Origin of the sequence: Faecalibacterium sp. BIOML-A1, from assembly GCF_009679715.1 — a bacterium.
GTDB classification, from domain to species: Bacteria; Bacillota; Clostridia; order Oscillospirales; family Ruminococcaceae; genus Faecalibacterium; species Faecalibacterium taiwanense.
On the sequence record NZ_WKZJ01000002.1, the window covers coordinates 128,403 to 151,929 of the forward strand.

20 protein-coding genes and 1 tRNA gene are annotated in these 23,527 nt (G+C 57.5%); 15 read left to right on the top strand and 6 right to left on the bottom strand.

All coding sequences use genetic code 11. The features are described from left to right. Positions 1-158: 158 nt before the first annotated feature. The 3 genes from GKG36_RS02860 to GKG36_RS02870 all read right to left on the bottom strand — a co-directional run bounded on the left by GKG36_RS02860 (position 159) and on the right by GKG36_RS02870 (position 3,534). A complete protein-coding gene (locus tag GKG36_RS02860; RefSeq protein ID WP_005944590.1) occupies positions 159-1,133 on the bottom strand; it encodes a carbohydrate ABC transporter permease in 975 nt (324 codons plus the stop codon). Positions 1,134-1,148: 15 nt separating this feature from the next. Then, positions 1,149-2,072, bottom strand: coding sequence for a sugar ABC transporter permease (locus GKG36_RS02865; protein WP_173012868.1), 924 nt, complete (start codon positions 2,070-2,072; stop codon positions 1,149-1,151). Positions 2,073-2,184: 112 nt separating this feature from the next. After that, entirely contained in the window at positions 2,185-3,534 is a 1,350-nt protein-coding gene (locus tag GKG36_RS02870; RefSeq protein ID WP_154259019.1) for an ABC transporter substrate-binding protein, read from the bottom strand. Between the two features lie 473 nt (positions 3,535-4,007). Here GKG36_RS02870 and GKG36_RS02875 point away from each other — a divergent pair, with 473 nt between their 5' ends. Further along, positions 4,008-4,853, top strand: coding sequence for a MurR/RpiR family transcriptional regulator (locus tag GKG36_RS02875; protein ID WP_097775097.1), 846 nt, complete (start codon positions 4,008-4,010; stop codon positions 4,851-4,853). A 332-nt stretch (positions 4,854-5,185) separates the two neighbouring features. On the opposite strand, the gene GKG36_RS02880 is transcribed toward GKG36_RS02875, so the two are convergent. Further along, positions 5,186-5,269, bottom strand: a tRNA-Leu gene (locus tag GKG36_RS02880). Positions 5,270-5,620: 351 nt separating this feature from the next. On the opposite strand from GKG36_RS02880, the gene GKG36_RS02885 reads away from it, so the two are divergent. The 7 genes from GKG36_RS02885 to rfbB all read left to right on the top strand — a co-directional run bounded on the left by GKG36_RS02885 (position 5,621) and on the right by rfbB (position 15,339). Then, positions 5,621-7,543, top strand: a complete 1,923-nt coding sequence (locus GKG36_RS02885; protein ID WP_173012869.1) for an HD domain-containing phosphohydrolase — start codon at positions 5,621-5,623, stop codon at positions 7,541-7,543. Between the two features lie 156 nt (positions 7,544-7,699). Then, positions 7,700-8,749, top strand: coding sequence for a sporulation protein SpoIID (locus tag GKG36_RS02890; protein WP_154259023.1), 1,050 nt, complete (start codon positions 7,700-7,702; stop codon positions 8,747-8,749). A gap of 130 nt (positions 8,750-8,879) precedes the next feature. After that, positions 8,880-11,303, top strand: a complete 2,424-nt coding sequence (locus GKG36_RS02895) for a glycosyltransferase family 2 protein (RefSeq protein WP_097775165.1) — start codon at positions 8,880-8,882, stop codon at positions 11,301-11,303. A 5-nt stretch (positions 11,304-11,308) separates the two neighbouring features. Continuing rightward, the gene (locus GKG36_RS02900) at positions 11,309-12,100 is read left to right on the top strand and encodes a glycosyltransferase (protein ID WP_154259025.1); all 792 of its coding nucleotides are present in this window, start codon (positions 11,309-11,311) and stop codon (positions 12,098-12,100) included. A gap of 329 nt (positions 12,101-12,429) precedes the next feature. Beyond that, a complete protein-coding gene (rfbA, locus tag GKG36_RS02905; protein WP_005944568.1) occupies positions 12,430-13,317 on the top strand; it encodes a glucose-1-phosphate thymidylyltransferase RfbA in 888 nt (295 codons plus the stop codon). 21 nt (positions 13,318-13,338) lie between these two features. Next, complete coding sequence (gene rfbD / locus GKG36_RS02910; protein ID WP_120020950.1) at positions 13,339-14,256, top strand: dTDP-4-dehydrorhamnose reductase; 918 nt, start codon at positions 13,339-13,341, stop codon at positions 14,254-14,256. An 18-nt stretch (positions 14,257-14,274) separates the two neighbouring features. After that, positions 14,275-15,339 (top strand): dTDP-glucose 4,6-dehydratase, encoded by a 1,065-nt coding sequence (gene rfbB, locus GKG36_RS02915; protein WP_154259028.1) that lies wholly within the window; start codon positions 14,275-14,277, stop codon positions 15,337-15,339. 96 nt (positions 15,340-15,435) lie between these two features. Here the strand turns inward: rfbB and GKG36_RS02920 are convergent, their stop codons facing one another. Together GKG36_RS02920 and GKG36_RS02925 are read right to left on the bottom strand one after the other, a co-directional pair. After that, entirely contained in the window at positions 15,436-15,972 is a 537-nt protein-coding gene (locus GKG36_RS02920; RefSeq protein ID WP_154259030.1) for a hypothetical protein, read from the bottom strand. Positions 15,973-16,251: 279 nt separating this feature from the next. Next, positions 16,252-16,851 (bottom strand): uridine kinase, encoded by a 600-nt coding sequence (locus GKG36_RS02925; RefSeq protein WP_154259032.1) that lies wholly within the window; start codon positions 16,849-16,851, stop codon positions 16,252-16,254. Between the two features lie 446 nt (positions 16,852-17,297). Between GKG36_RS02925 and GKG36_RS02930 the strand changes: the two genes are divergently transcribed. The 7 genes from GKG36_RS02930 to GKG36_RS02960 all read left to right on the top strand — a co-directional run bounded on the left by GKG36_RS02930 (position 17,298) and on the right by GKG36_RS02960 (position 23,525). Continuing rightward, on the top strand, positions 17,298-17,882 hold the full coding sequence (locus GKG36_RS02930) for a DUF3793 family protein (protein ID WP_154259034.1): 585 nt from the start codon (positions 17,298-17,300) through the stop codon (positions 17,880-17,882). A 445-nt stretch (positions 17,883-18,327) separates the two neighbouring features. Beyond that, on the top strand, positions 18,328-18,543 hold the full coding sequence (locus GKG36_RS02935; protein WP_005944556.1) for a FeoA family protein: 216 nt from the start codon (positions 18,328-18,330) through the stop codon (positions 18,541-18,543). Positions 18,544-18,625: 82 nt separating this feature from the next. After that, the gene (locus GKG36_RS02940; protein ID WP_005944554.1) at positions 18,626-18,847 is read left to right on the top strand and encodes a FeoA family protein; all 222 of its coding nucleotides are present in this window, start codon (positions 18,626-18,628) and stop codon (positions 18,845-18,847) included. Between the two features lie 25 nt (positions 18,848-18,872). Then, positions 18,873-21,059, top strand: a complete 2,187-nt coding sequence (gene feoB / locus GKG36_RS02945; protein ID WP_154259036.1) for a ferrous iron transport protein B — start codon at positions 18,873-18,875, stop codon at positions 21,057-21,059. 33 nt (positions 21,060-21,092) lie between these two features. Then, the gene (locus GKG36_RS02950) at positions 21,093-21,275 is read left to right on the top strand and encodes a FeoB-associated Cys-rich membrane protein (protein ID WP_044954063.1); all 183 of its coding nucleotides are present in this window, start codon (positions 21,093-21,095) and stop codon (positions 21,273-21,275) included. Positions 21,276-21,393: 118 nt separating this feature from the next. Further along, entirely contained in the window at positions 21,394-21,798 is a 405-nt protein-coding gene (locus GKG36_RS02955) for a MarR family transcriptional regulator (RefSeq protein WP_005944549.1), read from the top strand. Further along, on the top strand, positions 21,795-23,525 hold the full coding sequence (locus GKG36_RS02960) for an ABC transporter ATP-binding protein/permease (protein WP_173012870.1): 1,731 nt from the start codon (positions 21,795-21,797) through the stop codon (positions 23,523-23,525). Before GKG36_RS02955 ends, GKG36_RS02960 begins: the two co-directional genes overlap by 4 nt. Positions 23,526-23,527: the final 2 nt, after the last annotated feature.

Genomic DNA, 23,527 nt, shown 5'->3' on the forward strand with positions numbered 1-23,527 from the left:
CCTCTTGCGGTGCCCTGCATCCGCTTCGGCCCTTGGGCGGGCCTTGCGTCTTGCAGACCGCTGCGCCAAAAATCCCTCCCTGCATGCCCCTTTTTGTCGCTGCGCGACATCTTCCCCCGGCCGGGGGAAGTCTTTGCCCGCAGGCGGCGGTCGGGATTTTAGCCCTTAACAGCACCCATTGCGATGCCCTTGGTAAAGTACTTCTGGAAAATGAGGAAGATGATGATGATAGGCACAGCAGCCAGTGCGGCACCTGCCATGATCAGGCCAAAGTCGGTGCTGTTCTCAGCCTGCAGCTTTGCAATGCCCAGAGAAATGGTCAGGTTGCTGGTGCTGGACAGCATGATCAACTGCATGAAGTAGTCGTTCCAGCTGTTGATGAAGGTGAAGATGGCCAGTGCGCCGATGCCCGGCTTGACCATGGGCAGCACGATGTCGATAAAGGTCTTGGCCTCGCTTGCACCGTCGATGCGGGCCGCTTCCAGCATCTCAGTGGGGATGCCCTCACTGAACTGCTTCATCAGGAACACACCAAAGGGCCAGCCCACGATGGGGAAGATGACGGCCCAGATGGTGTTGTACAGGTTCAGGCTGCTCATTTCGCGCAGCAGGGGAATCAGAATGACCTGCTTGGGCAGAGCCATTGCACACACGATGAGGGTGAACAGCAGCTTGCGGCCTACAAAGCGCTTTTTTGCCAGTGCATAGCCGGCCATGGCGGCTGTGATGCAGGTGAGGATCATGGACATGACGGCCATGAACACGGTGTTGATCATCCAGCGGATGGCAGCGGGAGCGGTGGGGCCTACCGAGAAGTAGATGGGCTCGCCGTTAGCGCTGAACTTGGAGCCAAAGGGCACAGCCAGCTGCCACAGCGGGGCGCTCTTGCCGGAAAACAGCTTCTGGTAGTTGGTCAGCACCCACTGGCTGGGCCACCATTCCGGGGTGGTGGCGTTGATGGCGGCACCGGTCTTGAAGGAACCGGTGATGATCCAGTACAGCGGGAAGGCGAACAGCACCGCAACGATGCTGATGAGGATCAGCGTCAGGATCATGTAGGCGCTCATTCTCTTGAGCTTGCTGGGGTGACGCTTCAACGGTTTTTGCTTTTTTGCAGCGGCATTTGCACTCATTGTCCGGCACCTCCTTTAATTATCCTGGTTGCCCAGCTTGAACTGGACAGCCGACAGAATGGCGATGATGATTGCCAGCACCACACCCATTGCGTTGCCGTAGCCGTAGCGGTACAGCTTGAAGGCGGTGTAGTAGATGTAGTACATGATGGTATCGGTGCTGTGGTTGGGGCCGCCGGAAGTCAGCAGCTGGATCAGCGCAAAGCACTGGAAGGAGTTGATGGTGGTAATGACCAGAATGTACAGGGTGGTGGGCATGATGGCGGGCCACTTGATCTTCCAGAAGCACTGGAAATCGGTGGCACCGTCCACTTCTGCAGCTTCCACGATGGACTGGTCCACATTGCCCAGAGCGGAAACGTACAGCACGATGGGCTGGCCCACAGAGGTGGTGAGCAGGATCAGGATGATGCAGCCCAGAGCAAAGCGCTCATCGCCCAGCCAGTTGATGTTCTTGTCAATGAGGCCCAGAGTCTTGCCCAGATAGTTGAAGATGCCATAGTAGTTGTTGTACATCCACTTCCACACCACGGTAACAGCCACGGAGCCGGTGACCACGGGCAGGTAGAACACGCAGCGGAAAAGGCTGGTAGCCCACTCGGGCAGGTCTACGATGGCAGAGGAGACCCACAGCGAGAAGGCGCAGGTCACGGGCACGGACACCACCACGATGATGAAGGTGTTCTTTAAGGCACCCAGAAAGATGGGGTCTGTGAACAGTTCCTTATAGTTTGCAAGCCCCACAAAGATGTCGGCACGGTTCATGGTGGAATCGAAGAAGCTGGTCACCACGCACAGCACCATGGGGTAAATGACGAAGCCCAGAAAGAAGATCAGGCTGGGCAGCAGGAAGCAATAGGAAGCGAAGGTCTCGCGCCGTACCAGCGCACTGCTGCGCTTAGGCTCTTTGATCGCCGTTTTTGCAGCCAAGAGAATCACCGTTCCTTTCGGTTATGATTTTTTTTTTACAAATAAAGCCCCTCCCTCGTCGGGATCTTCGAGGAAGGGGCGAAGCGTCAATAATTATCTGCCCCCGGCAGAGTGGATGGGCTTATGCCTGTGCGGCAGCGTTTGCGTTGTCCACAAAGGTCTTGACGGCAGTCTCGACATCCTCACCGGAGCCGACGCGCTGCAGCATGTTCCACCACTCGGTACGTGCGGTTGCCCAGCCCGGAGTGATCTGGTAGTAGTCGCCCAGATAAGCCATGAACTTGCTGTACTCGCTCATGATCTCGTTGTCGGCGTAGATATCGCCCACGCTGGTGCGGACCGGGAAGTAGGTGGAAGCCAGCACACTGTCCTTGACCTGATCGGGGTCGGCAGCGATGAAGTCGATGAAGGTCCTGGCTGCTTCGATCTTGGCCTCGTCGCCGTTATCAAAGATGCCGAAGCCCCAGATGCCGCCGCACAGCTTCGGGTCGCCGCTGTCGGTGGGGAAGGCCATGGGGAAGATCTCGTCGCCATCGTTGGTCAGACCGGCGGCGTTGTTGTCGCTGTTGGCCTGCTGTGCAATGTTCCAGCAGAATGCCATCTGCAGGGTGCCGTTGCGGAACAGGGTGATCTCGTCGCCGCCTGCGATGGAAGCGTCAAAGTTGATGCCCTTGGTGTCGTGCAGGGTCTGGATCGCCTTGATGTTCTCGGCGGAGTCGGCAGTGTACTTGGTGTGGGCTGCATCGGTAAAGGTGCCGCCGTACATGTTGTTGATGATGGCGCGGGTGCCCTGGTCGCCGCCCTGACCTGCGCAGTAGATGGCTGCAACGTTCTCGTATCCGCCGTTGTACAGGGCATCAACGGTCTTCAGGAAGCCGTCAGTGCTCCAGGTATGCTTGTCGGTATCAATGTACTGGTCAGCGCCCACTTCCTTGACCTTGGTCATGTTCACGGCCATGCAGTGCGCGGTCATGCACAGGGGATACTCGTAGTAGTTGCCGGCAGTGTCCTTGCAGGCGGACTCAACGGACTCGTAAATGTCCTTCTTGGCATCATCGGTCCACAGGTCGTTCAGCGGAGCCATAACGCCCTTTGCGCCCCAGTTTGCAACCAGACGCTCGGGACCTTCCATGATCAGATCAGGTGCGCTGCCGCCCTCGATGGCGGTGTTCACCTGATCGTCGCCGTTGGTGTAGTCCAGATACTCCACAGTGACCTTGATGTCAGGATACTTTGCGTTGAAGCTGGAAATCAGACCCTGAACGGTGTCGTCATTGCCCCAGCCGCCGATGGGGTATGTCCACAGCTTGATGCTGGTGGAAGAAGCAGCTGCGCTTGCAGCGGTAGAACCTGCGGTGGAAGCAGCAGTGCTGGTGCTTGCAGAAGAGCCGCCGCATGCGGCCAGAGCGCCGGCTGCGCCCAGAATGCCAGCGGCCTTCAGGAACGAACGGCGGGAAATGCAGTTTTTCATAGTAGTTTCTCCTTCGCATTCAAGATGCTTCACGTTGTTGGCGGCCTGCCGTGCCAGCGGCCGCTCTTGATGGCTCCATTATAGAAAAATATTTTCATTTTGTCTATTCATGGTTTTCATAAATTTTCAGAATGACGGTGTACATTGTGCACAAAAGCGTGGGATATATGTTGAAATGCAAAGAAAACCTTGCTTTACTCTTCTGAAAATATTACAGAATGGTACAAACCCACAAAAACGATAGTGAAAATGTTTTTCTAAACAAAAATGCAAAATTGAAAGATATTTTCACAGAATGGCCGGTTTTTCCGCCAAAACTGTGTGCTCTGCACAGAACTGCGGGCCAAAATGTGGGCAATGCGTCTCTTGCGAAGCGGGGACGATTCTTTTATACTTTTTATAAAGGTGAATGAAACGGTCGGCAGCTGATCCGGGTCGGTGAACTGCTGCGCCGGAAAAGAGGAAAAAGAAAAATGGCAACGAATTTTTGGGAGCTGCTGCAGCAGCATCAGGGCGACCTGACAAAATCGGGCCGCACCGTGGCGGACTATCTTGTGCAGCACGCGGCAGAGGCACAGTATCTGTCCATCTCCTCGCTGGCAAAGGAGTGCTGTGTGGCAGAGGCAACGGTGTTCCGCTTCTGCCGGGCGCTGGGGTTTGAGGGCTATCATGAAATGCGCATTGCGCTGGCGCAGGCCAACGCCACCGGTGCACTGGTCAACCAGCATGTGCCGGAGCCGGATGCCGACACGGCAACTTTGTGCGAGCACGCCAGCGCCCTGCTGATGACTACTATCAACGGCACCCAAAACAATCTTTCGCCGGAGGCGGTGGACAAGGCTTCGGAGCTGATGCACAAGGCCCGGCAGGTGTACTGCCTTGGTCAGGGCGGCAGCATGTATATTGCAAATGATATCTGCGCCCGCTTTGCCTGCATCTCCACCAAGTTCCGCACGGCAGGCGACAGCCATATGCAGCTTATCACGGCCAGCCTGATGACCCCGGAGGATGTGGTGCTGTTCGTTTCCTATTCCGGCGCTACCCGCGATATGCTGGAAACGCTGCGCGCGGCCAAGGCGGCGGGCGCAAAGATCATTCTGCTCACCCATTATGAGGATTCGCCAGGCGCAAAGCTGGCGGATATCGTGCTGCTGTGTGGTGCGCAGGAAAGCCCGCTGGACTCCGGCAACATCCCGGTCAAGGTGGCGCTGCTGTATGTGGCTGAAGTGCTTGTGCTGCGCTACACCATGGACGACCCCGAAAATGCCAACGCCGCACAGGATCGCACCAGTGAAGCACTGGCGGTCAAAATGCTGTAAAAATATTGCCCGCAAGGCCCCTGCAGATCCCGTGTTCTGTGGGGGCCTTGGCATATCCGGCAAAGGGTGCGTAAAATCTGTTTCTGATCTTTTTCAAAAAAAAATAGACCTCATCTTTTCGATGAAGTCTATTTTTCTTTAGCCTCTTAACTTAACGGCATTGGGCGAATGCCTGATGGGCTTTTATGCCGGTGGTGGGGGTCTCCCGCGCACTGAGCAACAGCCCGCAGGGCTGATTGCTCCCCTGCTGTGCAGGGTCGTGCTGTTCGACCCGCTCACACGCCGCAGATAAAAAGAAAGCCCCCCAGACAAGCTGGAGGGCTTCCTTTTTATGCCGGTGGTGGGGGTCGAACCCACACGTGTTATTAGCACAAGGGATTTTGAGTCCCCCTCGTCTGCCATTCCGACACACCGGCTGATATGCAATTCAAAAGAACGTTACTATTATAGCGGATTCTGCGCACAAAATCAAGACTGAGTTTCCGGCGGAAACATGTGGACTGTTCCCGGGCAGAGCGGGCAGCAGACGGCCGGAAAACTGCACTCCCCAATTTGCGTCACTTTGTGCGGCACAGTACGGTGTCTGATGAGGAAATTTGGCAAAAATAAAGAGCTTACGTTGATTTTACAGGATCAAAACGACACATTCCGCACCGCAGGCTGCAAGGGGTGAAGATTGACGTATTCTGGTAAAAAATAGTATAATGTTATTCGTGAAGGAATGCCGTGCGGCCCAAAACGCGCGGTTTTGCAGCGGGGGATATGCGATGATGAGCAAAAAAGACAGAACACGCCAGCAGATGGAAGAGGAAATGCGCCAGCTCCGCAAGGTGTTCATGACGGTGCGCCTGATGAAGGCAGACGAGGTGCAGGGCGGCAAAAAGGGCAGCGCGCCCTGCTATGCCCAGTGGCGGCGCAGCCGTCCGTGTGAAAACTGCGTGGCAAGGCAGGCGCTGGAAAAGAACACCCGGAAAACAAGGCTGGAATACTTTGGGCAGGAGCTGTACGAGATCACGGCCAGCTGTGTGCAGGTGGATGGCCAACTCTGTGTGCTGGAGCTGACCCGCAAGATCGACCGCAGCGTTCTGTTGGACCCGGAAAACGGTGAGCGGCTGCTCAACAGTATTACCGACGAGCGGGAAAAGCGCTACCGCGACCCGCTGACCGGTGCCTACAACCGCACCTATTATGATGAGAACTACCGCTACCGCAGCATTACCGCCGGTGTGGCGATGCTGGATATGGACGATCTGAAGTTCTCCAACGATGTTTACGGCTCCGGTGCAGGCAACAGCGTGCTGGAAACGGCGGTAAGCACCATCCGGCGCGGCCTTTCGGAAAAAGACCGCCTGATCCGCTACGACGGCGGCAGGCTGCTTTTGCTGCTACCGGACATCCGGCAGGAACAGCTCAGCCCGCGTCTGGAACAGATCCGTCTGCAGCTGCAGGCGGCCAGCGTGCCGGGCTACTCCCGCATCCGCATGTCGGCCAGCATTGGCGGCGTGTGGATCGACGACGAAAATGTGGACGATGCGGTGCAGCACGCGGAACGACTGATGCACTATGCACGCATCCAGAAAAACACCGTGATCACCGAGCGTCAGCCGGAGCCGCACGCCCTGCAGCCCACCCACAGCCGCCAGAGTGTGCTCATCGTGGACGACTCGGCCATGAACCGGATGCTGCTCAGCCAGATGCTGAACAGCCAGTTCGACACTGCCGAAGCGGCTTCCGGCGAGGACTGCCTGCGCCTGCTGGAACAGAACCCCACCGGCATCTCCGTTGTGCTGCTGGATATCCACATGACCGGCATTGACGGCTTTACCGTGCTGGAAGCCATGAGCCAGCGCGGAATGCTGGAAGAGATCCCGGTCATCATGATCTCCAGCGAGGACAATGTGGACACGGTGCGCCGCGCCTTTGATCTGGGTGCGTCCGATTATATCAGCCGCCCCTTTGATGCAAGGGTGGTGTATCAGCGCATTACCAACACCATCCGCATGTATGCAAAGCAGCGCCGCCTGAGCGCCATGGTGGCGGATCAGGTGTCGCAAAAGGAAAAGCGCAGCCAAATGATGATCGGCATTCTGAGCCGGGTGGTGGAGCGACGCAACGGCGAGAGCCGCACCCATGTGCAGCACATCAGCACCCTGACCGGAATGCTGCTGGACCATCTGGTGCAAAAGACCGAGACTTACCCCCTGACGCAGGAGATGCGCCGTACCATCAGCATGGCCTCGGTGCTGCACGACATTGGCAAAATGGAGATCGGGGAGCAGATCCTGAACAGCCCGGAGCCGCGCACGCCGGAGGATGAAGAAACCATGCGCCAGCATACCCTGCTGGGTGCACGGATGCTGGAAGAGCTGGATGCCTACCGCGACGAAGATTTTGTGCGGGTAGCCTATCAGATCTGCCGCTGGCACCACGAGCGGTACGACGGCAGCGGCTACCCGGACCAGCTGGTTGGCGAACAGATCCCCATTGCGGCACAGGTGGTCGGCCTTGCGGATGCCTACGAAACGCTGACCACTGGCAGCGGAAGCCAGCCGCCGGTACCCTGCGCGGCTGCAGTGCAGATGCTTTGCACCGGCGAGGCCGGGGCGTTCAATCCGGTGCTGCTGGACTGCCTGCGGGAGATCGAGAACGAGATCGACGATGCCATGCGTCGTCGGCCGGAGACCTTATAAATCAGACCGGAGAGCTGCCCGAACGGGAAAGGCCCTCCGGTTTCTTCTTTGTCCAGATGTGAAAACGAAAGTCCAGTCCTTGCCCGCAGGCGCAGGCTGTGTTACACTGTAAAAAACACAGTCAGAAATCTGCAAAAAAACAGGAGGAGATCACTTTTGAAACATCTGCATCGGTTTGTGCGCCGCGCGGCGGCGTTTGTGCTGGCAGCAGCGCTGTGCGTTTGCGTGCTGGCCCCGGCGGCTTCGGCAGCCACCACTATGGGCGGCGCGGACACGACCCTGATCCCTGCCGAGGAGGAAAACTGCCTTGCATGGCTCTTTGGCACCAGTGATACCATCACCATGCCTTACCTCAACATCAAGGGAAAAGGCCTGCAGCGCAATGTCACGCTGAACCTTGTGGACTGCCTTGTGGGCATTACCTACACGGAGCTTGGCTCCATTGGCAGCTATGTCAGCGCCAGCGCCGCCCAGCAGGCGTGGAAGGCGCAGGCGGTGGCCATCCATTCCTATCTGGAATACCACAAGCAGTACGGTGCCTCTGCCAATGCGCTCATCTACACTCCGGTGGATCAGATCCCATCCTCGGCACGGGAAGCCATCCGCAGGGCGGTGGAACCGGTGAAAAATGAGATCCTTACCTGCAACGGCAGCGTCTGCGATGCCGTGTGGTCGGCCAGTGCGGGCTATAACACCCAGACCGGCGTGTACGGCACCTGCTCCAGCCGGGACGCATGGGGCACCGATGTGCCGTATCTGCAGAGCGTAGAAAGCCCCTACGAGGAGCAGTACCACAACAAGCTGCGCCGGGTCATCGGAAAAGACTATACCTATAAAGAGTATAACGACAGCCGCACTGGCGAGCCCTACGTCAGCGCCGACACCACCCACAAGGATCTGGGCGGCTTTGTGCAGTACAACACCTTTGTTTCCAATGGCCGCAGCTACCGCTATATCGGCCAGTTCGTTTCCTCCCGCTACTGCTTCGACTTTGGCGCGGACGAAAGCGGCACCCCCTGCATGACCTATTACGGCTTTGGCCATGGCGTGGGCATGAGCCAGTGCGGTGCTGTGGGTTACGCACAGGAGCAGGGCATGGGCTACCGGGAGATCCTGAGCCACTACTACACGGGTGTGAGCATTTCCACTTCCGGCAGCTCCGGCGGTGGGTTCTTTGGCTGGCTGCACAGCCTGTTCCACTGGTAAGCAGTGGAAAACTGCAAAGAAATGCGCGCAAAACCTTCTCAAATCATGCCGGATTTGGTATACTATAAATCGTGTGATTTTTTGAGAGATCATTTTAAGATAAAAAAGTTCCATAGGAGCGGAGATCGGAATGGATCAGGAAAAAGAAACCAAACGACAGGCCGAGCGCTGCCGTGCACTGGCGCAGCGCATCGTGCGGGAGCTGACCCCTGCCAGCATTCAGGTGCTGGGCGGCAGCGGCGCACTGGCCGAAGCATTGGAAAAGGCCGGCGCACAGCTGCTGCCGGAGAATGCAGAGCAGGGCACCGCTGCTCTGCTGGTGGTGGAGGACCCGGAATGGGTGGATCTGCCCGCACTGCAGTGTGCACAGGTGCTGCTGGTATGCACCGATGCATCGGCCATGGCTGACTGTGCAAAGCAGTTGGCCGCACAGGGCCTGTACCGGGATTTTGAGTGGAAGAACCGTGGCAAAGCCCAGCAGACCGCGCTGTTCTGCCGCAGCGCCGCTGTGCAGGATGCACAGCAGCTGCTGGCAGGCTACGAGATGACGCTGGACGATCTGCGAGAGCGGATGCAGCAGGCCGAGCGCACTGGCGAAGAGCAGACGGCTCAGCTGGAACGCCTGCGCAGTGATCTTTCGCTGAGCCGCAGCCATGAGCAGGATCTGGAAAAGACACTGAACAATGTGACCAGTTCTACTTTCTGGAAGATGAGCTGGCCGCTGCGCTACTTTGTCAGCAAGGGCCGTCAGCTGGCACACACCTTCCCGCCGTTCGTCTTTCTGGGCCAGCTGCGTCGGGTGGGCATTTCCGGCGTGCGTGCGCAGGCAAAGGCCAAAAAGGAATATGCGAAACTGTTCCCGGGCAGGACCATGCGCGCCGACCGCTTTGCCAGCGCAGAGCTGCTGGTAAGGCAGGCGGCCGACCAGCCCGCCGCGCCGCGCATCAGCATCGTGGTGCCGCTGTACAATACGCCGCAGCAGTTTCTGGTGGAGCTGCTGGACTCGGTGCAGAACCAGACCTATCAGAACTGGGAGCTGTGCCTTGTGGACGCCGGACAGGACGAGACGGTGGGCCAGACCGTAGCAGCCCGTGCTGCGGAAGACCCCCGCATCCGTTACCAGAAGCTGGAAAAGAACGAGGGCATTGCGGGCAACACCAATCAGGGCTTTGCACTGGCAACGGGCGAGTTCATCGCCCTGCTGGACCACGATGATATCCTGCACCCCTGTGCTCTGTGGTACGTGGCACAGGCCATTGCCGAACAGGGCGCAGACTTTGTGTATACGGATGAAGTGACCTTTGAGGGCGACATCGACCACCTGACCGTTTACCATTTCAAGCCGGATTATATGCTGGATAATCTGCGCTCCAACAATTATATCTGCCACCTGAGCGTGTTCAGCGCAAAGCTGCTGGCCGCTGTGGGCGGCGATGAGCGTGCAGCCTACAACGGCAGTCAGGACTATGACCTCTACCTGCGCCTGACCGAAAAGGCGCACAAGATCGTGCATATCCCGCACCTGCTGTACTACTGGCGCTCCAGCCCCACCAGCGTGGCAAGCAACATTTCGGCCAAGACCTACTGTCTGGAAGCTGCGGTCAAGGCCCTGTATGCCCACTACGAGCGTGTGGGTGTTCCGGTGGATGAAGTTTCCATGATCCCGGGTACGCCGGGCTTCTATAAGACGGACTATACCATCACAAAGCCGGGCCGGGTCAGCATCCTGATCCCCAGCTGCGACCATTCTTCCGACCTGCGCACCTGCGTGGAGTCCATCTACCGCAGGAGCACCTATGAGGATCTTGAGATCATCGTCATCGAGAACAACAGCAGGGAGCCTGCCACCTTCCGCTGCTATGAAAAGCTGCAGAAGGAGCACAAGAACCTGAAGGTGATCACATGGCAGGGCACCGGCTTCAACTACAGCGCCCTGAACAACTTTGGCGCAAAGGAAGCCACCGGCGAATACCTGCTGCTGCTCAACAACGATACCGAGGTCATTTCTCCGCGCTGGATCGAAGAAATGCTCATGTACGCCCAGCAGGACCGTGTGGGCTGCGTGGGCGCAAAGCTGCTTTATCCGGACAACACCATCCAGCACGCGGGCATCGGCTTCGGCTTTTTGACCCTTGCGGCCCACATGCACAAGAACTTCCCGGTGGGCCACCCCGGCTATATGGGACGTCTGGTCTATGCACAGGATGTGTATGCGGTCACTGCCGCCTGCCTGATGGTGCGCAGGAGCGTCTACGAGCAGGTGAACGGTCTGGACGAGAGCTTTGCTGTGGCCTTCAACGATGTGGACTTCTGCGTGCGCGTGCGTGAAGCGGGCTATACCAACGTGTTCACCCCCTTTGCACAGCTGTACCACTACGAGAGCAAGAGCCGCGGTCTGGACGAGAACCCGGTCAAGCGCAAGCGCTTCATCTCGGAGGTGGAGCGCTTCCAGAAGCGGTGGGCAAAGCAGCTGGCCGCAGGCGACCCCTGCATGAACCCGAACTTTGACCTGATGAAAGAGGACTTCAGCTTTGACATCAAACCGCTGGAGTGAACGACATGGAACTTTCTGCTTGTATTGTAGTTTATAACGGCGCGGATGAAGCGCTCAGGGCGGCACAGACCGTGCTGGACTGCACCCGCCGCCACCCGCTGACACTGTATCTGGTGGACAACGCCAGCCCGGACGGCAGCGGCCAGTGCCTTGCAAAGGCCGCGAAGGACGGCACCCTGCACATCCGCGAGGACCAGAAGGTGGAGGTGCTCTGCCGCACAGAGAACGGCGGCTTTGGCACCGGCCACAACACGGTGCTCAGCCTGCTGCAAAGCCGGGTGCACTTTATCCTGAACCCGGATATCCAGCTCACTGCGGATACGCTGAGTGACCTTGCGGACTGGATGGCACAGCACCCCGGCGTGGTGATGGCGCGGCCCGCACTCACCTTCCCGGACGGCAGGCCCCAGCGCCTGCCGCTGCGCCGGTGCAGTGTGCGGGCCATGGTGTACCGCCAGCTGCCCTGCCTGAAATTCTGGGCAAAGTACAACGAGCGCTATCTCATGGCGGACAAAGACCTGACCAGCCCCACCGAGATCGAGTTCTGCACCGGCAGCTTCTCGGCCGTGGACACTGCGGTGTTCAAGGCTGTTGGCGGCTTTGACGAGGACTACTTCATGTACGTGGAGGATGCCGACCTCACCCAGAAGATGCGCACCCGGGGCAAGGCGTATCTGGTGCCCCAGTACACCGCCATCCATGCATGGCACCGCGCCGCGCACCGCAGCCTGAAGCCCTTTTTGTGGCAGCTGCGCAGCCTGCTGCGCTATTTCTCCAAGTGGGGCTTTGCGTGGTAACTCCCCCAGTCAATGCCAGCGGCATTGCCAGCCCCCTCGGAGAGGGGGCCTTTTGAGCGGAACAAATGCGAGATTGAAGGAGTTTCAGAACGGCTTTTCCGGAAAATTTTTCGGGAAAGCCGTTCTTTCTTGCTTTTTGTGTGATTTGATAGTAAAATAAAGTGAACTGTTATTCCCATTTTGCCGTTCCGGGCAGGGGAGAGCGGCTCCTGAATTTGTTTACAGCGGACGCAGCTCCGCTTTGAATCCATACGTCATCCGGGCGGTCTCCCGTCTGGGCGGCGTACAGCTGCACAACTTTTCAATCTATTTTAAAGGAGTGCACAAATATGAAAGGTATCATTCTTGCCGGCGGTGCCGGCACCCGGCTTTACCCGCTGACTATGGTCACCAGCAAGCAGCTGCTGCCGGTCTACGACAAGCCGATGATCTATTACCCCCTGTCCACGCTGATGCTGGCAGGCATTCAGGACATCCTGATCATCTCCACCCCGACCGATACGCCTCGCTTTGAGGCGCTGCTGGGTGATGGCAGCCAGTACGGCATCCATCTGCAGTATAAAGTTCAGCCCTCTCCGGACGGTCTGGCACAGGCCTTCATTCTGGGCGAAGAGTTCATTGGCGACGACTGCTGCGCCATGATCCTGGGCGATAACATCTTCTACGGCAACGGCTTCTCCAAGATCCTCAAGACCGCCGCCGCCAATGCGGAAAACAAAGGCCGCTGCACCGTGTTCGGCTACTATGTGCAGGACCCGGAGCGCTTTGGCATCGTGGAGTTCGACAAGGACGGCAAGGTGCTCAGCGTGGAGGAAAAGCCTCAGCATCCCAAGTCCAACTACGCCATCACCGGCCTGTACTTCTATAACAAAGAGGTCGTGAAGATGGCAAAGCAGGTCAAGCCCTCTGCCCGCGGCGAGCTGGAGATCACCACCCTGAACGACATGTATCTGAAGAAGGACGAGCTGGATGTTCAGCTGCTGGGCCGCGGTTTTGCATGGCTGGACACCGGCACCATGGACAGTCTGGTGGAAGCAGCCGATTTTGTGCGCATGATCGAGAAGCGCCAGGGCATCAAGATCAGTGCGCCGGAAGAGATCGCCTTCAAGTACGGCTGGATCGACCGCGACACCCTGCTGGAAAGCGCTGAGCGCTACGGCAAGAGTCCTTACGGCCAGCACCTGAAGAACGTTGCAGACGGCAAGCTGCGCTATTAAGCAAAAGAGAGGCATACCCATATGAAAATCATTGTTACCGGCTGCAAGGGTCAGCTGGGCACCGAGATCCTCAAGCAGCTGCGCGAAGGCCGCAGCGAGATCGGCCCCATCCCCGAAAAGCTGCTCAATGCCACGGTGATCGCCGTGGACCTGCCGGATCTGGATATCTCCAACTACAAAATGGTGGACGAGTTCATCCGCCGCAACCGCCCGGATGTCATCATCAACTGCGCTGCTTACACCAATGTGGACGGCTGCGAAGTGAACCATGATGCCGCCTTCAAGGCAAATGCCCTCGGCCCCCGCAATCTGGCACAGGCAGCGGAAAAGACCGGTGCACGACTGGTACACGTCTCCACCGATTATGTGTTCTCCGGCCGTGAGAACGGCGGCGTTGCACAGGACGAAGCCACCATTCCCGGCCCCATCAGCGCCTACGGCTCCACCAAGCTCATGGGTGAAAAGTACGTGGAACAGTTCTGCCACCGTCACTTCATCGTGCGCACCGCGTGGCTCTACAGCTACTACGGCAAAAACTTCGTCAAGACCATCGTGAACGCAGGCAAGAAGTTTGGCAAGCTGGAAGTGGTCAATGACCAGTGCGGCAACCCCACCAATGCGGTGGATCTGGCCCACGAGATCCTGCAGCTGTGCGTGACCCACGAGTACGGCCTGTACCACTGCACCGGCGAGGGCATCTGCTCGTGGTATGATTTTGCGTCCGAGATCATCCGCCTGTCCGGTGTGGACGCTACCGTTGCCCCCTGCACCAGCGAGGAATACAAGGCAAAGCACCCGGAAAGCGCCGACCGCCCCAAGTGGAGCGCACTGGACAACCGGATGCTGCGCTGCACCGTGGGCAACGATGTGCGCGACTGGAGAGACGCTCTGGCCTGCTTCTTCGCCCACTGGGACGGCGACAACGGGATGAAAGACTGAAAAGAGGAAATTGAACCTATGAAAACCTATCTGATCACCGGCTGCGCCGGTTTTATTGGCTCCAACTTTGTGCATTATATGCTCAAGAAATACCCGGAGATCCTGCTGGTCAATCTGGATAAGCTGACCTACGCCGGCAATCTGGAAAACCTGAAGGATGTGGAGGGTGACCCCCGCCATGTGTTCGTGCAGGGCGATATCTGCGACAAGGAGCTGGTGGAAGGCCTGTTCCAGAAGTACGATTTCGATTACGTCATCAACTTTGCCGCCGAGAGCCACGTGGACCGCTCCATCAAGAACCCCGAAATTTTTGTGCAGAGCAACGTGATGGGCACCGTCAACCTGCTGCAGCGCGCCAAGGAAGCATGGTATGATGCCGATGCCAAGACTTGGAAAGAGGGCAAGAAGTACCTGCAGGTGTCCACCGATGAGGTGTACGGCGCACTGGGTGCGGACGGCTACTTTATGGAGACCACCCCCCTGTGCCCCCACAGCCCCTATTCTTCCTCCAAGGCCAGCGCCGATATGTTCGTTATGGCATTCCACGATACCTACGGCATGCCGGTGAACATCACCCGCTGCTCCAACAACTACGGCCCCTACCAGTTCCCGGAGAAGCTGATCCCTCTGATGATCAACAACGTCAAACACCACAAGCAGCTGCCCATCTACGGCGACGGTATGCAGATCCGCGACTGGCTGTATGTGGAGGATCACTGCAAGGCCATCGACATGGTGGCCAACGGCGGCAAGATCGGTGAGGTGTACAATGTGGGCGGCCACAACGAGCGCCCCAACATCTTCATCGTCAAGACCATCATCAACCAGCTGCATGACCGTCTGCAGGACGAGGGCATCAGCGAGGACCTCATCAAGCATGTGGCCGACCGTCTGGGCCACGACCGCCGCTACGGCATCGACCCCACCAAGATCAAGAACGATCTGGGCTGGTACCCCGAGACCCCCTTTGAAAAGGGCATCGTGCTGACCATCGACTGGTACCTGAACCATCAGGAGTGGATGGACCATGTCACCAGCGGTGATTACCAGAACTACTATCAGGATATGTACAAGAATAAGTAACAGCCTGTAGATCAAGCAAAACCAAAAGCCGGACAGCCCGCAAGCTGTCCGGCTTTGTTCTGTTCAAGGGGTGTTCTTCCGTGCGGAAAGGGGAGATCAGTAATACACGCTGCAGGTCCAGTACATCTGTCCGTCAATGGTCACAACGGCAATGCCGATTCTTGTGCAAGCGCTGAGATTAAAGGCATGATGGTTCAAGGCTTCCGACAGCTCTGCCTTGCCCTCCGGGGTATTGGCTGGAACCTTGGCAAGCAGAATGTCGATCAACTCGCCACTCGCATCTTTCTTCATACCCAAGCCGAAAGTATCACAACGCGTCCAGTTCCCGGTCATGCTTGCCCATTTCTGATGGGTTTCGTTCGTTGTGCTCTCTGGCAGCTTGGTCTTGCCGGCGGCGCGGAACTGCTCTACCCAGATCTGCTCGGCATCAGAGAGCTGTTTTACTTCCTCAAGCGGCGCAGCAAACTCAAGGGTCGCGCGGTAGCTGTTGATCTCGCCCAGCAGCCGCTGCTTTGCCGCTATTTCCTCGGGGGTCATGCTAGCGCTGCCGCCCGGCGCAGCACCGCAGGCGGTCAGCATCAGCAGCAGCGCACCGGTGAGCAAAAGGGCGGTCAGTCTTGCCAGTTTTTTCATAAGGGTCATCCTCCGTTCTTTGTTGTAGCGTGGCGTTGCTTTCTTCGTGACTATAAGTTTAACAGATGCTACCCACCCCCCGCAAGTGCGACTTGATGCAAAATAACCCCCCATTCACGCAGGAAGAGAAAAATATTTCCCGCCTTTTTGGGCAAGGTGCGCAAAAAGGGAGCCCCTCCCCGTGAAAATGGAACAGCGGAGCGTCCGCAGACGCTCCGCTGTTCCGAAATTATAAATGATCCTTCCGCTGATAATGGCTAGAGCGGCGCGGAAGCCATTTCAAATCGTCTCGCTTTGGGTGGTGTCTACCACAAAATCTGCCGTCTCCGCAATGTGGTACTGGGCAAAATAGCCCTCCTCCAGCGGCACCCACCGGGCGGCAAAGTTTACATATCGCTCCCCCTCCCGCGCCTGCAGGCGGTGGGTCTGCTCTTCTTTTGCGCAGGTCAGGAACACCCGCAGCGTTTCGCAGCCGGTCAGCAGCGGGTGGTGGCTGTAGCTGCCCTCCAAAATCACCAGCGGCTGCGCGGCCAGCTCCCGCGCGGGCAGGTACGCACCCTCGCGGCAGGAATAGGCACGGTACTGCACCGGCTGGCCCTCGTAGGCTGGGCGCAGGGCTTCGTCCCGCAGGCGGTCAAGGTCCATATTGGCGCAGGGCGTTTTCTCCCAGCCGCGGATGCGCTGTGCAGGCGGCAGGTAAAAATCATCGGTGTGCAGGGTGATGCTGGCCGGGAACTGCCGGGCCAGCGTATTTGCAAGGGTGGTCTTGCCGCTGCCGCAGCGGCCATCCAGCGCCAGCACCAGCGGCTTTGTGGGCTGCTGTGCCAGTGCGGCGGCAAGAAGGGAGATCAGGCCCGGCGGTGCAATGTTCTGTGGCATGGATGCGTGCTCCTTTTATAAGATAGAACCCTCTCAGTCATTGCTGCGCAATGCCAGCTCTCCCGAAGGGGAGAGCTTTTGAATGCGCTGACTCTATAAAGAGCTCCCCCTTCGGGGAGCTGGCGCGTTAGCGCCTGAGAGGGTTTTCCTTATTATACCACAGCCTGCGCCAAAACGGTAGAATGCACAAAAAGCGAGGTGGAGAAAACCGTGGTTTGCCACGAATAACTTTTTTCAAGAAAAGTGTTGACAACGGCCCACCGCTGTGGTAAGATACAGTCACGTTAGAAATAACTAACCGCAAGAAACAGATCGGCAGGCCGAAGCCTTGAATGCTCCGCGCAAAGCTGCTTCTTTTTTGGAATCAGGGTTAGGAATATCTAACTTATAACCACGGCGCATCCGGGGAACAATAGCCCGGAGAAACAAGGCGGGAGGGCGCAGACATGGAGCGTAATTTTGAAACGGTCATGATCGAACAGTGTGCCCCGGTGCTGGCAAGCCTGAAACCGGCAGGCCTGTTCCGCTATGAGACCCGCGACTGCGCCGACCTTGCACGCCGGGTGAAAAACTGGAACACTCAGCTGAACCCCAAGGGCCTGCGTGTGCGGGTGCTCAAGGGCTGCGTGCTCAACCACCGGTATCTTGTGTATGTCTACCGCGAAAGCAGGCTGACTGCCGTGCTGGCAGATGAAAAGGTGCAGAGCTTTCTGCGGCAGGAGGGCTACCGCCTGCCGGAAGCGGGCGAAGCACCGGATGTGGGTAATATGCTCACTCAGCTTTCCCGCAAGCTATGCTGTTCGGCAGAATTTCCGCATGAGATCGGGGTGTTCCTCGGCTATCCGCTGGGCGATGTTGTGGGCTTTATCGAGAACCGCGGCAAGAACTTTACCTGCTGCGGCTGCTGGAAGTCCTACGGCGACCCGGATGCAGCGCAGAAGCACTTTGACCAGCTGAGCAAGTGCACAGCAGTCTATCTGCGGCTGTTCCACAGCGGAACACCCATTCTCCGCCTTGCCGTGGCGGCTTAAAATTTGTCATTCTCTTTTCAAATACTCTCTTTTTATCCTGGCACCTGCTGGTGTCCACGCACTGGCAGGAAAGAAATCCTCCTTTTGACACGCGGCCGCGCGGTGCAGACTGACCACTGTACCGCGCGGCTGTGTCATTTGCAGCAAAAGAGCACAGCAGAGCAGAGAAAAAGCTTTGTGATAGTTTACAAGATGCCGCCAAAAAAGAACAAGAAAATGTAAACAATGGCTAACTTTAATTCAATAATTTGAGTTAGTTGTTGTTGATTGTGGTGAAAAAACGGAAAAAATCGGGCAGAAAAATTGTTTGTTCATATGAACTAACTTTTAATTATGAAAAAACTATTGACATAAAAGGTTAGTGAGCGTAAACTATCCACGTTGGTAGTTGCGGCTGACTAACCGCAGCGATATCCCAGATTCAAACAGGAAGGGAAGCGGAAGTATGATGCCTTTGACAATGGCAAAAGCAGGGGAGACCGTCACCATCAAAAAGATCACCGGCAAGGACGAGATCCGGCTGCATCTGGCAGAGCTGGGTTTTGTGGTGGACAGTGAGGTAACGGTCGTCAACGAGATCGCAGGCAACCTGATCATTCAGGTCAAGGAGAGCCGCATCGCGCTGGACAAGACCATGGCAAACCGTATCATGATTGGCTGAACAGTGCCCCGGCGCTGTTTGGGAGCTGCTCCGAAACTGGAATAGTCTCTCTATAAAGACAAGCAGAGGAGGATGGTTAAGTATGAAAACTCTGAAAGACGTAAAGGTCGGCGAGACTGCTACTGTGGCAAAGCTGCACGGTGAAGGCCCGGTCAAGCGCCGCATCATGGACATGGGCATCACCAAGGGTGTTGAGATCTATGTCCGCAAGGTGGCACCTCTGGGCGACCCCATGGAGCTGACCGTGCGCAACTACGAGCTGAGCGTGCGTAAGGCCGATGCTGAAATGATCGAAGTAGTCTGATCCCAAAGGGAGGAAGGATTAAGCAATGAGCATTAAAATTGCACTTGCCGGCAACCCGAACTGCGGTAAAACGACCCTGTTCAACAATCTAACCGGCTCCAACCAGTATGTCGGCAACTGGCCCGGCGTTACGGTGGAAAAGAAGGAAGGCAAGCTGAAGGGCGATAAGGATGTTATCATTCAGGACCTGCCCGGCATCTACTCGCTGTCTCCGTACACGCTGGAAGAAGTGGTTTCCCGTACTTATCTGGTCAAGGAGAAGCCCGATGCCATCCTGAACATCATCGATGGTACCAACATTGAGCGTAACCTGTACCTGACCACCCAGCTGATCGAGCTGGGCATCCCGGTGGTCATGGCTGTGAACATGATCGATCTGGTGCGCAAGAACGGTGATAAGATCGACCTGAAGAAGCTGAGCGCAGAGCTGGGCTGTCAGGCTGTTGAAATCAGCGCACTGAAGGGCGAGGGCACCGAGGCTGCTGCAAAGGCTGCTGTGGCTGCTGCAAAGGCTACCAAGGCTGCTGAGCTGCCCCATGTGTTCACCGGCAGCGTGGAGCACGCCATTGCCCACATCGAAGAGTCCATTCAGGGCAAGGTGGATGACCGCTTCCTGCGCTGGTATGCCGTCAAGCTGTTCGAGCGCGACGAGAAGGTCATGGACGAGCTGAAGCTCGACAAGAGCCTGATCGACCACATCGACCAGCACATCAAGGACTGCGAAGCGGAGATGGACGATGACGCTGAGAGCATCATCACCAACCAGCGCTATGCATATATCAACACCGTCGTGGGCAAAGCTGTTAAGAAAAAGGCCCGCGTGGAGCACCTGACCGTTTCCGATAAGATCGACCAGATCGTGACCAACCGTATTCTGGCTCTGCCCATCTTCGCACTGGTCATGTTCCTGATGTACTCCCTGTCCATGGGCACCTCCATTGCAGACGGCGGCTGGGCCATTGGTACCTTTGCCACCGACTGGACCAACGATGTCCTGTTCGGTGAAATTGTTCCCAATGCTCTGGGCGGCTTGCTGGAGAGCATCGGCGTGGCAGGCTGGCTGTACGGCCTGATCATGGACGGCATCGTTGCCGGTGTCGGCGCAGTTCTGGGCTTCGTTCCCCAGATGCTGGTGCTGTTTTTCCTGCTGTCCATTCTGGAGGATGTGGGCTATATGTCCCGTGTCGCCTTCATCATGGACCGTATCTTCCGCAAGTTCGGCCTGTCCGGTAAAAGCTTCATCCCCGTGCTGGTCGGTACCGGCTGCGGCGTCCCGGGCGTCATGGCATCCCGTACCATCGAGAACGAGCGCGACCGCCGCATGACCATCATGACCACCTGCTTCATCCCCTGCGGCGCAAAGATGCCCATCATCGGCCTGATCGCAGGTGCGATGTTCGGCGGTTCTTCTCTGGTGGCTGTCTCTGCTTACTTCATTGGCATGGCTGCCATCATCTGCTCCGGCGTGATCCTGAAGAAGACCAAGCTCTTCGCAGGTGATCCCGCTCCCTTCGTGATGGAGCTGCCCGCATACCATGTGCCTGCATGGGGCAACGTGTTCCGTGCAACCTGGGAGCGCGGCTGGTCCTTCATCAAGCGCGCAGGCTCCGTCATTCTGGCCGCTACCGTTGTGCTGTGGTTCCTGCAGGGATTCGGCTTCGAGAACGGTGTCTTCGGCATGGTCGAGGATCAGGACAACTCCGTGCTGGCTGCGATCGCTACCAAGGTCGCATGGATCTTTGCACCTCTGGGCTTCGGCAACTGGCGTGCAACTGTCGCTTCCGTCTCCGGCCTGATCGCAAAGGAGAACGTGGTTGGTACCTTCGGTGTTCTGTATCACTTCGGCGGCGAGCTGTCTGAGAACGGCGATGAGATCTGGGCTGCTGTTGCGCAGGACTACACCGCTCTGTCGGCTTACGCCTTCATGATCTTCAACCTGCTGTGCGCTCCCTGCTTCGCTGCTATGGGCGCCATCAAGCGCGAGATGAACAACGGCAAGTGGACCGCCATCGCCATTGGTTATATGTGCGCTCTGGCTTACTGCGCCGCTCTGGTGGTGTACCAGCTGGGCGGCCTGATCACCGGTGAGATTGGCTTCAACTTCTTCACCATCGTGGCTGCTGTTGTTCTGGTTGGCTTCATCTACCTGCTGGTCCGTCCCAACAAGTATGCTGGTGACAACGAGGTCAAAATCGACATCTCCAAGATTTAAAAGAACGCTTTGCACGGAAAGGGTGTGTTTTGTATGATGGAATTCCTCGCTGCAAATTTTAATCTGCCCACGATCATTGTGGCAGTCATCGTGTTTGGCGGTGTGGGCTGGATCACATGGCACTCCCACAAGCATGGCGGCGGCTGCAGTGGGTGCAGCGGCTGCGGCGAAGGCGGCTGCAATGGCAGCTGCAGCGGTTGCAGCGGCTGTCACTGAGCATTGAAATGATCCGCAAAGGGCGCGGGCTGGTACATTCGGCTCGCGCCCTTTTTTCAAAAACAAAAAGTTAGCTTTGGATAACATTGGAAATTCAGAACGAAAGAGAGTGATCGGGATGGAACTTACGTCGGCGCATCTGCGCTATCTGCTGGCGATCTACGAAGTCTCACAGACCCATCTGGATATCAGCTCCCGCAGCATTGCCGAAAAGCTTGGCGTGACCAAGCCCTCGGTAGTGCGTATCATGAATCTGCTCATGGAGCGCGGCATGATCGTAAAGGAGCACTACGGCAAGATCTATATGACAGACCGGGGCATCTGGGTGGCAAAACAGGTGGATCGGGAGCTGAAAACGATCCTGACCCATTTCCCACCGGTCAGTGAGCCGCTGAGCGAAGAAGAGCGCTTTACCGCTGCCCTTGCCATGACCAGTGCACTGCCGGAGCGCATCTTTACCGGCGAATATGAGCGTCTGTTTGGCAGTGATGCAGAAAAAGCAGAAACGGAGAAAGCCCAGTGATCAATAAAAAATTGCTTTCCTTTGACCGTGGTGCGCTGCGGTATGTGGGAGCCAATGTGGCTTTCCAATGGCTGGGGATGCTGTGCAACGTGATCTTTGTGCGGGCCATTGCCCAGCTGGTGGGCGCAGCCTTTGCGGGCAGCCTGACCAGTGCACAGCTGTGGCAGAACCTTGTGCTCTGCCTTGCCACGGTGCCCATGCGCTTTGCCTTTACCATGCTGGCATCGGCCATGAGCGATCAGGCTTCCAAGGATGTCAAGCGCACCCTGCGCAGCAGCATCTACGCAAAGCTTGCCCGCCTTGGCCCCAACTACACCGAGACGGCGGCCACCAGCGAGGTGGTGATGCTGGCCAGCGAAGGGGTGGAGCAGATCGACACCTACTTTGCAAAATACCTGCCGCAGCTGTTTTACAGCCTGCTGGCACCCGTTACCCTGTTTGTGCTGCTGGTGGGTGTACACGCACGGTCAGCCATCATCCTGCTGTGCTGCGTGCCGCTGATCCCCATGTCCATTGTGGCAGTGCAGAAGTTTGCCAAAAAGCTGCTGGCAAACTACTGGGGCGAATACACCACCCTTGGCGACAGCTTCCTTGAGAACATTCAGGGCCTGACCACCCTGAAAATTTATCAGGCCGACGGCTGGAAGCACGAGCAGATGAATGCGCAGGCCGAGCGCTTCCGCAGGATCACCATGAAGGTGCTCACCATGCAGCTGAACTCGGTGACACTGATGGACCTGATGGCTTACGGCGGTGCGGGCCTTGGCATCATCAGCGCGGTGGCTGCATTTGCGGAAGGCCGGCTGACCCTGACCGCCACATTGACCATCGTGCTGCTGGCGGCGGACTTTTTCCTGCCGCTGCGGTTGCTGGGCAGCTACTTCCACATTGCCATGAACGGTGCCGCTTCGGCAGAGAAGATCTTCAAGCTTCTGGCAGCGGAAGAGCCTGCCGATGGTGACCGCGTGCCCGGAGAGAATACGACTCTGAAGCTTGAGCATGTCACCTTTGGCTACGAGAAGGACCGCACCATCCTGAACGATGTCTCCTTTACCATTCCGCAGGGCAGCTTTGTCTCGCTGGTGGGTGAGAGTGGCTGCGGCAAAAGCACCATTGCGGCGCTGCTGTCCGGCAGCCGCACCGGCTATACCGGCAGCGTGACGCTGGGCGGCGTGCCGGTGCAGGAGCTGCAGCAGGAACAGCGTCTGCGCACCCTGACGCTGGTGCCCCACAACGCCGCCATCTTCAAGGGTACGGTGGAGAGCAACCTGCGCATGGCAAAGCCGGACGCGGACGAGACACAGCTCTGGGCGGCATTGGAACAGGTGAATCTGGCCGATTTCTGCCGCAGCCAGAACGGCCTGCAGACCGCTCTGCATGAGGGCGGCAGCAATCTTTCCGGCGGCCAGCGCCAGCGCCTTGCCATGGCCCGCGCCCTGCTGCACGATACGCCCATCTACCTCTTCGACGAGGCCACTTCCAATGTGGATGCCGAAAGCGAGAACGATATCATGCAGGCCATCCACAGCCTTGCCGGAAAAAAGACGATCATCCTGATCTCCCACCGTCTGGCAAACGTGGTGCACAGCGACTGCATCTATGCAATGAGCAATGGCCGGGTGATGGAGCAGGGCACCCACGCCGAACTGCTGGCCCAGCAGGGGGCTTATAGCCGCCTGTATCTGGCACAGCGGCAGCTGGAAACACTGGAAGAGGAGGATGCCTGAGC

Excerpts from the sequence above, each read along its gene's own strand:
- GKG36_RS02860 (WP_005944590.1), bottom strand. The coding sequence starts at position 1,133 with ATGAGTGCAAATGCCGCTGCAAAAAAGCAAAAACCGTTGAAGCGTCAC.
- GKG36_RS02870 (WP_154259019.1), bottom strand. The coding sequence starts at position 3,534 with ATGAAAAACTGCATTTCCCGCCGTTCGTTCCTGAAGGCCGCTGGCATT.
- GKG36_RS02875 (WP_097775097.1), top strand. The coding sequence starts at position 4,008 with ATGGCAACGAATTTTTGGGAGCTGCTGCAGCAGCATCAGGGCGACCTG.
- GKG36_RS02885 (WP_173012869.1), top strand. The coding sequence starts at position 5,621 with ATGATGAGCAAAAAAGACAGAACACGCCAGCAGATGGAAGAGGAAATG.
- GKG36_RS02895 (WP_097775165.1), top strand. The coding sequence starts at position 8,880 with ATGGATCAGGAAAAAGAAACCAAACGACAGGCCGAGCGCTGCCGTGCA.
- GKG36_RS02900 (WP_154259025.1), top strand. The coding sequence starts at position 11,309 with ATGGAACTTTCTGCTTGTATTGTAGTTTATAACGGCGCGGATGAAGCG.
- rfbA (WP_005944568.1), top strand. The coding sequence starts at position 12,430 with ATGAAAGGTATCATTCTTGCCGGCGGTGCCGGCACCCGGCTTTACCCG.
- rfbD (WP_120020950.1), top strand. The coding sequence starts at position 13,339 with ATGAAAATCATTGTTACCGGCTGCAAGGGTCAGCTGGGCACCGAGATC.
- rfbB (WP_154259028.1), top strand. The coding sequence starts at position 14,275 with ATGAAAACCTATCTGATCACCGGCTGCGCCGGTTTTATTGGCTCCAAC.
- GKG36_RS02920 (WP_154259030.1), bottom strand. The coding sequence starts at position 15,972 with ATGAAAAAACTGGCAAGACTGACCGCCCTTTTGCTCACCGGTGCGCTG.
- GKG36_RS02925 (WP_154259032.1), bottom strand. The coding sequence starts at position 16,851 with ATGCCACAGAACATTGCACCGCCGGGCCTGATCTCCCTTCTTGCCGCC.
- GKG36_RS02930 (WP_154259034.1), top strand. The coding sequence starts at position 17,298 with ATGGAGCGTAATTTTGAAACGGTCATGATCGAACAGTGTGCCCCGGTG.
- GKG36_RS02935 (WP_005944556.1), top strand. The coding sequence starts at position 18,328 with ATGATGCCTTTGACAATGGCAAAAGCAGGGGAGACCGTCACCATCAAA.
- GKG36_RS02940 (WP_005944554.1), top strand. The coding sequence starts at position 18,626 with ATGAAAACTCTGAAAGACGTAAAGGTCGGCGAGACTGCTACTGTGGCA.
- feoB (WP_154259036.1), top strand. The coding sequence starts at position 18,873 with ATGAGCATTAAAATTGCACTTGCCGGCAACCCGAACTGCGGTAAAACG.
- GKG36_RS02950 (WP_044954063.1), top strand. The coding sequence starts at position 21,093 with ATGATGGAATTCCTCGCTGCAAATTTTAATCTGCCCACGATCATTGTG.
- GKG36_RS02955 (WP_005944549.1), top strand. The coding sequence starts at position 21,394 with ATGGAACTTACGTCGGCGCATCTGCGCTATCTGCTGGCGATCTACGAA.